Genomic DNA, 12,719 nt, shown 5'->3' with positions numbered 1-12,719 from the left:
AGCGCAGATGGCCGGTGGGCGCAGGCAGGCCCCGCCCCGCGAGGACGTCCTCGCCGCCGCCATGGAGATGATCGCCGAGCGCGGCCTGGAGAAGCTCACGATGGCGGCGCTCGGCCGCGAGGTCGGCATGAGCAGCGGCCACCTGCTCTACTACTTCGGCTCCAAGGACGAACTGCTGCTGCGCACCCTGGAGTGGAGCGAGGGCCGGCTCGGGGCCGAGCGGGGGCGTTTGCTGACCCGGACCGCTCCTGCCCGTGAGCGCCTCGACGCCTATGTCGACCTGTACGTCCCCGACCGTCACCGCGACCCGCACTGGACGCTGTGGCTGGAGGTCTGGAACCGCTCGCAGAACGCCGACGCCGACGCCCGGGACCGGCAGGCCGCCATCGAGGGCGCCTGGCACCGCGACCTCGTCGCCCTGCTCGCCGAGGGCGTCTCGCGCGGCGAGTTCCGCCGGGTCGACCCGGACCGGTTCGCCACCCGGCTGCGCTCGCTGCTGGACGGCTTCTCCATCCACGTGGCGATCGGCCTGCGCGGCACCGACCGGGCCCAAGTCCTCGGACACGTGCGCGAGTTCCTCGCCGACAGCCTCTTCGCGGACACCTGAACTCCCGCCCGGGTTGTACTCAATACGACGGATTGACCCACCGGACCGTCGTGATGTTGGCTCTGGGGAGCCCTCGGTGCGGGGCCGGGGGAAACGCGTCCACGCGTCCACGGGGACACGGGGACGCGGGGACACGGGGACGCGGGGACACGGGGAACACAGGGGGAACAGCACATGACCAGCATCAGGAGGGCCGCTTCCGTCGCGCTCGGCGTGGCCCTGGCCGGCACGCTCGGCGCCGCCGCAGCGCTGCCGGCGACCGCCGTGCCCGCACCGGCGCCGCGGACCCAGAAGGCGAGCATCGCCCCGGACGGCACCGACGGCAACGGCCCCTCCGGCGGACCGAGCCTGAGCGCCGACGGCCGCCTGCTGGCGTTCGTCTCCAGCGCCGACAACCTCGTCGCCGGGGACACCGACGGCGCCGCCGACGCCTTCGTCCGCGACCTGAGGACCGGGACGACCAGGATGGCCGGCGGCCCGCCCGACGGCTCCGTCGACGCCGTCGCCCTGAGTGGCAACGGCCGGTACCTGGCCTTCAGTGCCACCGGCAGCGGCGACGGCCTGAGCCACATCTGGGTCGAGGACCTCACAACCGGCGCCGTGCAGCGCGTCAAGGACACCGTCGCCAGCCGGCTACGACACCGCCCGGCAGCCCGCCATCAGCGCCGACGGCCGCTACGTCGCCTTCGTCGCCCAGCAGTCCGCCCCCGGGGAGGGAGAGGACCGCTGGGGCCGGGTCTACCGCGTCGACCGCACCGGCGGCAAGGCCGTCCGCATCAGCCAGGTGCCCGCGGCCGGCGACCGCAAGACCGCCGCCGGCCACCCGTCCATCAGTGCCGACGGCAAGCGCGTCGGCTACCGGTTCTTCGTCCCGCACCCCGCCTCGGGCGACTGGAGCGACGTCTACGTCCGCGACGTCCCGAGCGGCGAGCTGATCCAGGCCGACCGGGCCCCGGCCGGCCGGACCTCCGACGGGCAGAGCGAGTTCCCGCAGGTCAGCGCGGACGGCCGGTACGCGGTCTTCAACTCCCTCGACTCGCGGCTCACCCCGGGAGACACCAACCAGGGGCACAACGTCTTCGTCCGCGACCTGAGGACGGGCGAGCTGCGCCGGATCGACGCCGCCGACCCGGCCGCCTTCACCGCGCATCCGAGCCTCGGCGCGGACAGCCGCCACCTGGCCTTCACCTCAGCCGACCCGGGTGACACGAACCGCACGACCCGGGCCTACGTCCGCGACCTGCGCACCGGGACCACGGTCCTCGCCAGCCCGGACGCCGGGGGCGGCGCCAACGACCAGAGCGTGTCCGCCCCGGTGACCGACCGCCACGGCCGCACCATCGCCTTCGGCAGCGCCTCACCCGACCTCGTGCCCGGCGACATGTACGACACCTCGCACGTCTACGTCCGTCACATGAAGTGACCGACCGCATCCTGAGACAACCGTGAGCGAAGCGCGGGGGTTGTGCCAGACTGCCTCCGTGCTCTCGTTCGCCATGATTATTGGCAGCAGGCGCGCCGGTCCGCAGTGACCACCACGTACGACCAGGTACGGGTGGACACCGTCGTCCTCGACCCGCGCGCAGACCTCTCGCACCCGCGAGAGGTTTTTCGCATTTCTGGCCCACCCACAGCCGGAGGCGAGAGCGCGAGGGAGTATGTGAGGGCGGTGGAGCCGGTCATTCCGGTACGACCGAGATCCCATCCTCAGGAGCCTTGAGACCATGACCGCTACCAGCGACCTCGACGATTCGTTCCACGTCTTCGACACCACCCTGCGCGACGGCGCCCAGCGCGAGGGCATCAACCTCACCGTCGCCGACAAGCTGGCCATCGCACGGCACCTGGACGACTTCGGCGTGGGCTTCATCGAGGGCGGCTGGCCGGGCGCCAACCCCCGGGACACCGAGTTCTTCGCCCGCGCCCAGCAGGAGATCGACTTCCGGCACGCCCAGCTCGTCGCGTTCGGCTCCACCCGCCGCGCCGGCACCACCGCCGATCAGGATCCGCAGGTCAAGGCGCTCCTGGAGTCCGGCGCGCCGGTGATCACGCTGGTCGCCAAGTCGCACGACCGCCATGTCGAACTCGCCCTGCGCACCACCCTGGACGAGAACCTGGCGATGGTTCGCGACACCGTGTCCTTCCTCAAGGAGCAGGGCCGCCGCGTCTTCATCGACTGCGAGCACTTCTTCGACGGCTACCGGGCCAACCCCGAGTACGCCAAGGCGGTCGTCCGCACGGCGTCGGAGGCCGGCGCGGACGTCGTCGTCCTGTGCGACACCAACGGCGGCATGCTCCCCGCGCAGATCCAGGCCGTCGTCTCCACGGTCCTCGCCGACACCGGCGCCCGGCTCGGCATCCACGCCCAGGACGACACGGGCTGCGCGGTCGCCAACACCCTGGCCGCCGTCGACGCGGGCGCGACGCACGTGCAGTGCACGGCCAACGGCTACGGCGAGCGCGTCGGCAACGCCAACCTCTTCCCGGTCGTGGCGGCCCTGGAGCTGAAGTACGGCAAGAAGGTCCTGCCCGACGGGCACCTGCGCGAGATGACCCGCATCTCGCACGCCATCGCCGAGGTCGTCAACCTCACCCCCTCCACGCACCAGCCCTACGTCGGCCTCTCTGCCTTCGCCCACAAGGCCGGACTGCACGCCTCGGCGATCAAGGTCGACCCGGACCTGTACCAGCACATCGACCCCGAGCAGGTCGGCAACACCATGCGCATGCTGGTCTCCGACATGGCCGGGCGGGCGTCCATCGAGCTCAAGGGCAAGGAGCTCGGCATCGACCTCGGCGGCGACCGCGAGCTGGTCGGCCGGGTGGTCGAGCGCGTGAAGGAACGCGAGCTCAAGGGCTACACGTACGAGGCGGCCGACGCCAGCTTCGAACTCCTGCTGCGCGCCGAGGTCCAGGGCGGGCCGCTGCGCTACTTCGAGGTCGAGTCCTGGCGCGCCATCGTCGAGGACCGGCCCGACGGCTCCCACGCCAACGAGGCCACGGTCAAGCTGTGGGCCAAGGGGGAGCGCATCGTCGCCACCGCCGAGGGCAACGGCCCGGTCAACGCCCTGGACCGGTCCCTGCGCGTGGGCCTGGAGAAGATCTACCCCCCGCTCGCCAAGCTGGAGCTGGTGGACTACAAGGTGCGCATCCTGGAGGGCAAGCACGGCACCAACTCCACGACCCGCGTGCTGATCTCCACGTCCGACGGCACGGGTGAGTGGTCGACGGTCGGCGTCGCCGACAACGTCATCGCCGCGAGCTGGCAGGCCCTGGAGGACGCCTACACCTACGGGCTGTTGCGCGCGGGCGTCGCACCGGCGGAGTAGCGCAGGCCGGCCGGGCCGGGTGCCCCGGGGCGCGTGTCACATCGCCGTGTCCCGGGACCGCGGGACCGGGACCTCGCCGCCCCGGTCACGGCCGGGGGTCCGGTCGAGGCGGAAGAGCCCCGCCGTGTGGGGGCGCTGGCCGGTGGCGCTGGTCGTGGAGCGGGTCAGCTCCTCGACGCCGTCGGCCAGATAGCCGACCCACGCCGCGCCCTCGTCCTCGATGATCCGCTGCGCGTCGGCCCGCAGCCGCTCGATCACCCCGAGCAGGGCGGCCTGCTCCTTGTCGCTGGGGGAGTCGGTGGTCCTCAGGAACGCCTGCGCCCAGTCGGACTGCGCCTTCTTGAGGATCTGCTGGAGTGCCATCTCCGCTCGGATGTAGCGGGTCCAGGACGCCGAGAACCCGAAGATCCGGTCGAAGAGCACACAGCCGGCGCCGCCGGCCAGGAACACGAAGCCCCACTCGGGCTGCACGGCCGTGGGTGCGGCCGCGTGCACCAGCGGCGTGATCGTGCCGACGATGCCCAGCAGGGTGGCGAGCGCCCGCAGCGAGCGCGACCACAGCGACGGCCCCCGGCGCCGCGCCAGGTACCAGCCGATCGCCGACGTCACCTCCGCCTCGGCGTGCCGGAACAGCTCCCACAGCAGGTCGGCCCGCGTGCGCGAGCGGTCCAGCTCGGTCAGTTCGGACACCGTCATGTCCGCGGCCCTGCGTCTTCCGAACATGCCCCTGATACCGCCCCTCCTGGTTGGCCCGTGGCCAGAGGGCATCCTAGGCCCAGCCCCGGTCACAAATCCCTGTCTCGACGGATAACCCTTTATGGGTGGTTTCGGGTAGCTTCGAACATATGAAGGCCGCACTGGTGCGTACCGTCGTACGTCTGCTGATCGTGCCGGTCGCCGCCGTACTGGCGGTGCTGCTGGCCGGTGCGCCGGGTGCGCACGCGGCCACCGACCTCTCGGAGGTCGCCCAGGAACTGCGCGAGAGTCCCGTCTACGTCGATCCGGCCGCCTCCGGGCAGCTGGCCGCGTCGGACGCCGAGGCGCTCGCCGACAAGATCAAGGACGCGGACAAGCCCGTCTTCGTGGCCGTCCTCCCGGCCGGTTACCCCACGCAGGACCTCTTCCGGAACCTGCGCACGCAGACCGGCGTCACCGGCCTCTACGGCATCCACCTCGGTGACCGGTTCGACGCCCGTGCCGACAGCTCCGTGATGAGCCGGCAGGCGGTGTCCAACCTGGTCACGGCGGTGCAGGACGCGGGTGACACCAAGGCCCAGCTGAACGACTTCGTCGACGACGCCCTGCGCAACGTGGGCGGTTCGGCGCCGAGCAGCTGGAGCGGCGGCCCGGGCACCGACGTGCCGGTCGGCGGCCTGATCACGGTCGGCGCGCTGGTCGCGGCCGGCGGCGCGGGCGCCTACGCCCTGGTCCGCCGCAACCGGCGCCGCCACGAAGAGGAGCAGCGGGCCGCGCTGGAGAAGCTGCGGGTGGTCGTCGACGAGGACATCACCGCCTTCGGCGAGGAACTCGACCGCCTCGACTTCCACCCCGGGGAGCCCGGCGCCGACGACGCGATGCGCACCGACTACGAGCGTGCCCTGGACTCCTACGAACAGGCCAAGTCCCTCATGGCGGCGGCGGCGAAACCGGAGGACGTCCGGGCCGTCACCCAGGCCGTGGAGGACGGCCGGTTCTCCCTGGCCCGGCTCGCGGCCCGCCGCGAGGGCGGGGTCCTGCCGGAGCGCCGCCCGCCCTGCTTCTTCGACCCGCGCCACGGGCCCTCCGTCGCCGACGCCACCTGGACGCCCCCGGGCGGTGCGGCCCGCGAGGTCCCGGTCTGCGCGGCCGACGAGAGGCGTCTCGCCGAGGGCCGCGACCCGGCGATCCGCGAGGTCGACACCGACTACGGCCGCCGCCCCTACTGGGAGGCCGGGCCGGCGTACGGCCCCTGGGCCGGCGGTTACTTCGGTGGCGGACTGCTGCCCGGCCTCCTCGTCGGCACCATGCTCGGCAGCATGATGGCCGGCCCCGCCTACGCGGCCGACTACGGCTCCGGCTACGGCGACTTCGGCGGCTACGAGGGCGGCGACGTCTCCGGCGCGGACTTCGACACCGGTGATTTCGGCGGTGACTTCGGCGGCGGAGACTTCGGCGGCGGGGGCGGCTTCGGCGGGGGAGGGGACTTCGGAGGCGGGTTCTGACGGAGGCGGGGGCCGTCGGGAACCTCCCGGGCCGGTCGGTGCCCCCAGGGCCGCGCACGGTGCCCGGGCGATCGACGTGGAGCCGACACCGAAGGACAGGGCACCCTGGGCGACGACGAGCGCGAGTGCCGGGACGGAGCGTGCGGCCCAGGGGGCCAGGGCACGCATGCTGCTCGCACAGCGGACGGCACCTGTCCTACTTCCTCCCTACGGTGGCGCCATGACCACCTCCGACGGCGCCGGCCCTCTCTCCTTCGCGACCGTGGCCGACCTGGACTCCTGGCTGACGGCACACCCTGCCCCGCACCCCGGCCTCTGGGTCAGGGTCGCGAAGAAGGGCTCGGGGGTCCCCTCCGTCACGGCCGCCGACGTCAACGACGTGGCGCTGTGCCACGGCTGGATCACCGGGCAGCGCAAGGGACTCGACACGTCGTACTACCTCCAGCGGATCACCCCGCGCCGCCCCGGCAGTCTCTGGTCCATGGTCAACGTCCGGCGCGTCGAGGAACTGACAGCCGCCGGGCGGATGCGGCCCGGCGGCCTCGCGGAGGTGGCGTCCGCCCGGGCGGACGGCCGGTGGGACGCGGCGTACGCGTCCCAGAAGGAGGCCGAGGTCCCGGCCGACCTGGCGGCGGCCCTGGCCCGCAGTCCCCGCGCCGCCGCGGCCTTCGAGACCCTGGGCCGCACGGACCGCTACCTGGCGATGCTCGGCGTGCTCCGCGCCAGGACGACGAAAAGGCGCGCCGCGCAGGTGGCGGCGACGGTGAAGAAGCTGGAATCCGGCGTCTCAACGCGCTGACCCCCACGGGGCGACCGTGGCGCGAGCGCGATGAGGACGGGCCCGACACCGCGACGGTGTCGGGCCCTGAAAGCCGTCGGTCAGAGGGTCGACGCCGCCGAGGCGATGGCGGAGGCGAAGGTGGAGACCTCCGTGTAGACGCCGGGGGCCTCGGGCCGGGCGCAGCCCTCACCCCAGCTCACGATGCCGACCTGGATCCAGCCGCCGGCGTTGTCCTTGCGGAACATCGGGCCGCCGGAGTCGCCCTGGCAGGTGTCGACGCCGCCCGCGTCGAAGCCGGCGCAGATCTCCTCGTTCGCGACGAGGCCGCTGTACAGACCGCCGTAGGCCTTGCACGCGGCGTCGCTGACGAAGGGCACGGTCGCCTTCAGGAGGTAGCGCTGCTGGGAGCCGCCCTCGCGGTTCGCGCCCCAGCCGGCGACCGTGAAGTCACCGGCGTTGTACTGCGTGGTCGTGGCGATCTTGAGCGTCGGCAGGTTGATGGGCTGGGCGAGCTTGATGAGCGCCCAGTCCTTGCCGGTGCCGTTGTAGCCGGGGGCGCGCAGCACCTTGGTGGAGCGGACCTGGACCCGGCCGCTGGTGGACTGGAGGTCGACGACCCCCGCAGTGGCGGTGATGCTCGTGTTGTTGCCTGAACCGCCCACACAGTGCGCGGCCGTGAGCACGATCTGCTGGGTGTAGAGCGCGCCGCCACAGCCCATGGAGAGCCGGACCATGAACGGGAACTCGCCCTGTGCGGCCCGGGTCCCGCCGACCACGGGCGACGGCGCGGCGTGCGCGGCGGAAACGGGCTGGAGACTGGCGATCGCGAGCGCGGCGGCGCCGAGGGCCGCGCATCTCTTGAGGGCCGTGAGGAGTCTCTTCAACGTGATGCCTTCCGTGGGGGGTTGACTGGGGAGGTGCAACCGAAGCATCAAATTGACGAGCGCATGACAGCAGCAGGAGCAAAAAGAACGTCCATGTGCTGGCATGGACTGGTCAAAATATCGCTGCTGGATTATGGGAACGCCGACAGTCTTTTCACAAGGGGCGGGAACCGGCCAGACCGGCCCGGGTGGGATCACCGGGCCGGTCCCACGGAGCTCACGCGGTCCGGATGGCCGAGATGTCGAAGTTGAGCTTGATCTTGTCCGACACCAGGACACCACCGGTCTCCAGTGCGGCGTTCCAGGTCAGGCCCCACTCGGAACGAAGGATCTCCGCCTTGCCCTCGAAACCGACGCGCTCGTTGCCGAAGGGGTCCTTCGCGGCGCCGTTGAACTCCAGGTCGATGGCGAGGGGACGGGTCGTGCCGAGGATCGTCAGCTCGCCGGTGATCCGGTAGTCGTCACCGCCGAGCGCCTCCGCCTTGGTGGAGCGGAACGTCATGGCCGGGAACTCGTCCGCCTTGAAGAAGTCCGCGCTCTTGAGGTGGCCGTCGCGGTCGGCGTTGCCCGTGCTGATGCTGTCCATCACGACGTCGATGGAGGCCGTGGACCGCGACGGGTCGCTGCCGTCGAGGTGGAGCGTGCCGGTGAAGTCCTGGAAGCCGCCCTTGACGTTGGTGACCATGGCGTGCCGGGCGACGAAGCCGATCGTCGAGTGCGCGGGGTCGATCGTGTAGTCGCCGGTCAGGGCGGCCGGCTCGGGGTTCACGGCACCGGTGGCGGTGGCGGTCTGGGCGTCGTTGCGGCTGAAGATGCTCATGGGGTACGCCTCCTGCGTTGTGATGTTGAATCTTTAACTACTCCAACGCGACCCACCGTAGACCTATTCCGTTCAATGTTCAACATCTTCGGCGGGTGGGCCGAAGGACGTGCGTGCCTCCCGTACGCCCGCTTGGCCGAATGCCCCGTCCGCGGGAGTGGTCCTGCCGGATGCGGCGCACCGCGCCCCGGCACGCGGTCCTCCCAGGGCCGGGGGCCGATGGAGCCCGGGCACCCGGCCCCGGCCGGCCCACCCTGCGGTGGCGGCCTCCGGCAAGACGGGGTTCCGTTTTCAGTGACCGTATGGAGACAGACGAGACCACGGCGGACGCACAGCGCAGGGGAGCGACTCGTGACACTCACCGGCTCCGGCTCGGCCTACGACCCACCGGCGGACCCCGCCCCGCGCCGCTCCACGACCCCCGTCCCCGTCCGGGTGAACCAGTACGGGCCGCCGCGACGTCTCGACCGGCGCGTCGCCCTGGTCACCGGCGCCTCCTCCGGTATCGGGGCGGCCACGGCCCGGCGGTTCGCGATGGACGGCTGGCAGCTGCTCCTCAGCGGACGCGACCGGCACCGCCTGGAGCAGACGGCGTCCGGCACCACGGCCGTCGTCCTGCCCGCCGACCTCGCCGCCCCGGACGGCCCGCGCCTGCTGGCCCGCTCGGCGCTGCACACCACCGGCCGGATCGACGTCCTGGTCGCCGGGGCGGGCATGGGCTGGGCGGGCCCCTTCGCGACCATGCCGCACACCGACATCGACCGGGTGCTGACCCTGGACCTCAACGCCACCCTGCACCTCGTGCGCGAGGTACTGCCCTCCATGATCGCGGCAGGACGCGGCCGCGTGGTGCTGCTCGGCTCGGTCGCCGGCTGCGTGGGCCTGCGGGAGGAGGCGGTGTACTCCGCCGCCAAAGCCGGCCTGGCCGCCTTCGCCGAGGCGCTGCGCCAAGAACTGCGCGGCACGGGCGTGGGCGTGACCTTCGTCGTGCCCGGAGCCGTCGACACGCCCTTCCACACCCGCCGCGGCAGGCCCTACGACGGCACCCGCACCGGCCTCCTCTCGCCCGGCAGCGTCGCCGGCACCATCTGGGAGGCCGTCCGGCACAACCGCGACGAGGCCTACGTCCCCACCTGGCTGACCGTCCCCGGCCGGGTCCGCGGCCTCGCGCCGGGCCTGTACCGCCGCCTGCTGAACCGCTTCGGCTAGGGGGTGTCCGCAGGCAAGGTCGCGCCGTTCGACCGGAGGGCCTACGCCGCGGCGTTCGGTGCGCGCTCTCGGCGTGCCGGGCGTCGCGGAGCAGGCGAGAGCTGTGCGGGCTCCCCTGGGGCGCGCTCCGGCGCCCGGCCGGCCGTTCCCCCGTTCCGGTCACTCCGGCCGGACGCACCGTTCAGGTGACCGCCTCCCCGTGGTAGGGCATGGGCATGACTCCCCAGCGCCGCGTCCGCCCTCGTCGTACCGCCGGGGCCGCCGCCCCGTTCCGCCCCGGCCGCCGAGCCCTGCTGCTGGCCGCCGCGGCGCTGGCGGCGACCGGGAGCGCGGCCGCCGCGGGCCGGGGCGCCGACGTGCCGGGCGATCCGTACGACACCCTGCGCCGCCGCTGGCTCGACATCGCGCTCGGCGCCGGTTACGACCCGGCGGCCGAGCCCTACGCCGCCCGCCTCGCCGAGACCGGCGCACTCGCCCGCGATCTGCGCGCGAGCATGGCTCCGGCGGCGGACTCCCTCTGGCCCGGCCACCCCTTCGATCCGCCGGCCGGCATCACCCTCAGCTACGGCCGGCTCTGGACCATGACCCGGGCCTACGTCCAGCAGGGCACCGGTTCCACCGCCGACCCCGCCCTTCTCGACGGCATCCTGCACGGCCTCGACCACCTCTCCGCCACCGTCTACCACCCCGCAACCACCCGCTACGGCAACTGGTGGGAGTGGCAGATCGGCAGCCCCCGCCTGCTGATGGACATCACGGCCGCCCTGTACGAGGAGCTGGGGGAGGCGCGCGTCCGTGCCGCCTGCGACGCCGTCGACCACTTCATCCCCGATGCGGCCCTCGCCGACTACAGCGGCACCTCCACCGGCGCCAACCGCGTCGACCTGTGCCGCTCCGTCATCCTGCGCGGCATCCTCGGCCGCGACCCCGCCAGGACCGCCCTCGGCCGGGACGCCCTCTCCCCGGTCTTCCCCCATGTCACCCGGGGCGACGGCCTCTACGCCGACGGCTCGTTCGTCCAGCACACCTGGGTCGCCTACTCGGGTACGTACGGCCAGGTCGTGCTCGACGGTCTCGGCCGGCTCTTCGCCCTGCTCGCCGGATCCGACTGGGAGGTCACCGACCCCAGCCGGCAGATCGTCCTGGACAGCGTCGAGCGCGCCTACGCGCCGCTCATCCACGACGGGCTGGTCATGGACAGCGTCAACGGCCGGGCCATCAGCCGCGGTCACCTCACCACCGACGACCGCAAGCTGCTGCGCAGCGACCACTACCACGGCCACCAGCTCATCGCCGCGATCGCCCTGCTCGCGGCCGGCGCGAGCCCCGCCGAACGCGAGCGCTGGCACGCCCGCGTCAAGGGCTGGATGGAACGCGACACCGTGAGCCCGATCCTGACGGCACCCCAGTTCGGCGTTGCCGACCTGGCCCGGCTGCACGCCATCTCCGTCTCACCCGTCCCGGCCGCGCCCGAACCTCCCGGGCACCACCTTTTCGCCGCCATGGACCGCGCCGTCCACCGCGGCCCCGGTTTCACCGTGAACATCGCCATGGCCAGCGACCGCATCGCCCACTACGAGTGCGGCAACGGCGAGAACCCCCGCGGCTGGCACACCGGAGCCGGCATGGTCAGCTGGTGGGCGGAGGGCGCCGGCGACCAGTACACGGACTGGTTCTGGCCGACCGTCGACTGGTACCGCCTGCCCGGCACCACCGTCTCGACCAAGCGGCTCGCCGACGGTGAAGGCGGCGAGTGGGGCACGGCCCGCCCGGACGCGCGTTGGGTCGGCGGCACCACCGACGGCTCGTACGCGGCCCTGGGCCAGCACCTCAAGGGCCTCGCCTCCACCCTCGAAGCCCGCAAGTCCTGGTTCTGCGTCGAGGACGCGGTGATCTGCCTGGGTGCCGGGATCACCTGCTCCGACGGCGTCCCGGTCGAGACGGTCGTCGACAACCGCAACCTCGGCGCGTCCGGCACCCAGCGCTTCGTCAAGGGCCCGAACTGGGCCCATCTGGAGGACCACGGCGGCTGGATCCTCCTCGGCCGCGAGCCGAAGGCGCTGCGCGAGGACCGCACCGGCGCCTGGTCCGACATCAACACCGGAAGCACGCCGGAGCGGCGCACCCGCCGCTGGCAGACCCTGTGGCTCGACCACGGCACCGACCCCGAGGACGCCACGTATGCCTACGTCCTGATGCCCGGGGCCTCCCGCCGCTCGGTCGCGCGCCGTGCCGCAGACCGCCGCTGGCTGTCGGTCCTCGCCAACGACGCCGGCCGCCAGGCGGTCAGCGTGCCCTCCCTCGGCTGCACGGCCGCCACCTTCTGGCGGGCGGGGACGGCGGGCCCGCTCTCCGCATCCGGTGGCGCGAGCGTGCTGGTCGTGCGCCGGGACCGCACCGCTACCCTCTGCGTGAGCGAACCGCCCCGTACCGGCGAACCGCTGGAGGTCGTCTGGGACCACCCGGTCCGCCGGGTCGACCGTGCGGACGAGACCGTCGAGGTGTTCTCCACAGGCCGCCGGCTGCGCGTGCGCGTCACCCCGGGGGAGGCATGTGCCACCCATGTCTGTGAGGTGACTCTCGCCTGACCGCTTTGTGCGACCCCTACAAGCGACACGCCACGTGAGCAGTTGGAAAGGCTCAACCTCGCCACGGTTCTGTTCAGGGGTACCAGGAAAACACGCCGGAGACTGTGAGGAGTCGACGGCCCGCATTCCTCGCTCGACTTCGTAAGGTCACTACATGACCGTTTTGGATGAGGCGCCGGGTGAGCCGACCGACGCGCGCGGACGCGTGGCCGAACTGCACGAGATCCGTGCGCAGGCGGTGGCCGGACCGAGCGAGAAGGCGACCAGCGCGCAGCACGCCAAGGGCAAGCTGACCGCGCG

Annotated in this window: 10 protein-coding genes; 7 read left to right on the top strand and 3 right to left on the bottom strand. The window is 72.6% G+C overall.

The genetic code is table 11. The features are described 5' to 3' along the window. Positions 1 to 7: 7 nt before the first annotated feature. The 3 genes from GTY56_RS12455 to cimA all read left to right on the top strand — a co-directional run bounded on the left by GTY56_RS12455 (position 8) and on the right by cimA (position 3,936). Positions 8 to 607, top strand: coding sequence for a TetR/AcrR family transcriptional regulator (locus tag GTY56_RS12455; protein WP_161365212.1), 600 nt, complete (start codon positions 8 to 10; stop codon positions 605 to 607). A gap of 784 nt (positions 608 to 1,391) precedes the next feature. Then, positions 1,392 to 2,030 (top strand): TolB family protein, encoded by a 639-nt coding sequence (locus GTY56_RS40500; RefSeq protein WP_237524728.1) that lies wholly within the window; start codon positions 1,392 to 1,394, stop codon positions 2,028 to 2,030. A gap of 301 nt (positions 2,031 to 2,331) precedes the next feature. Beyond that, positions 2,332 to 3,936: a citramalate synthase gene (gene cimA, locus GTY56_RS12440; protein ID WP_161365210.1), complete on the top strand. Its 1,605-nt coding sequence runs from the start codon at positions 2,332 to 2,334 to the stop codon at positions 3,934 to 3,936. A 36-nt stretch (positions 3,937 to 3,972) separates the two neighbouring features. On the opposite strand, the gene GTY56_RS12435 is transcribed toward cimA, so the two are convergent. Further along, positions 3,973 to 4,632 (bottom strand): SLATT domain-containing protein, encoded by a 660-nt coding sequence (locus GTY56_RS12435; protein WP_161365208.1) that lies wholly within the window; start codon positions 4,630 to 4,632, stop codon positions 3,973 to 3,975. 149 nt (positions 4,633 to 4,781) lie between these two features. On the opposite strand from GTY56_RS12435, the gene GTY56_RS12430 reads away from it, so the two are divergent. Next, a complete protein-coding gene (locus GTY56_RS12430) occupies positions 4,782 to 6,137 on the top strand; it encodes a hypothetical protein (RefSeq protein ID WP_161365201.1) in 1,356 nt (451 codons plus the stop codon). A 220-nt stretch (positions 6,138 to 6,357) separates the two neighbouring features. Beyond that, complete coding sequence (locus tag GTY56_RS12425; protein WP_161365198.1) at positions 6,358 to 6,936, top strand: YdeI/OmpD-associated family protein; 579 nt, start codon at positions 6,358 to 6,360, stop codon at positions 6,934 to 6,936. A gap of 80 nt (positions 6,937 to 7,016) precedes the next feature. Here GTY56_RS12425 and GTY56_RS12420 read toward each other — a convergent pair whose 3' ends face one another. Together GTY56_RS12420 and GTY56_RS12415 are read right to left on the bottom strand one after the other, a co-directional pair. Further along, positions 7,017 to 7,802, bottom strand: a complete 786-nt coding sequence (locus tag GTY56_RS12420; protein WP_161365194.1) for a S1 family peptidase — start codon at positions 7,800 to 7,802, stop codon at positions 7,017 to 7,019. 217 nt (positions 7,803 to 8,019) lie between these two features. Beyond that, positions 8,020 to 8,622, bottom strand: coding sequence for a YceI family protein (locus GTY56_RS12415; protein WP_161365192.1), 603 nt, complete (start codon positions 8,620 to 8,622; stop codon positions 8,020 to 8,022). A gap of 351 nt (positions 8,623 to 8,973) precedes the next feature. On the opposite strand from GTY56_RS12415, the gene GTY56_RS12410 reads away from it, so the two are divergent. Both GTY56_RS12410 and GTY56_RS12405 read left to right on the top strand, forming a co-directional pair. Beyond that, positions 8,974 to 9,831 carry an SDR family NAD(P)-dependent oxidoreductase gene (locus tag GTY56_RS12410; protein ID WP_161365190.1) on the top strand — a complete coding sequence of 286 codons (858 nt, stop codon included), beginning with the start codon at positions 8,974 to 8,976 and terminating at the stop codon, positions 9,829 to 9,831. Positions 9,832 to 10,046: 215 nt separating this feature from the next. After that, a complete protein-coding gene (locus GTY56_RS12405; RefSeq protein ID WP_161365187.1) occupies positions 10,047 to 12,419 on the top strand; it encodes a polysaccharide lyase family 8 super-sandwich domain-containing protein in 2,373 nt (790 codons plus the stop codon). The last annotated feature ends 300 nt before the right edge of the window (positions 12,420 to 12,719 follow it).

Source organism: Streptomyces sp. SID5643 (assembly GCF_009872555.1).
GTDB classification, from domain to species: domain Bacteria; phylum Actinomycetota; class Actinomycetes; order Streptomycetales; family Streptomycetaceae; genus Streptomyces; species Streptomyces iakyrus.
The sequence above is the reverse complement of the archived record's forward strand: the minus strand, read 5'-3'. Positions and strand labels throughout refer to the sequence as shown.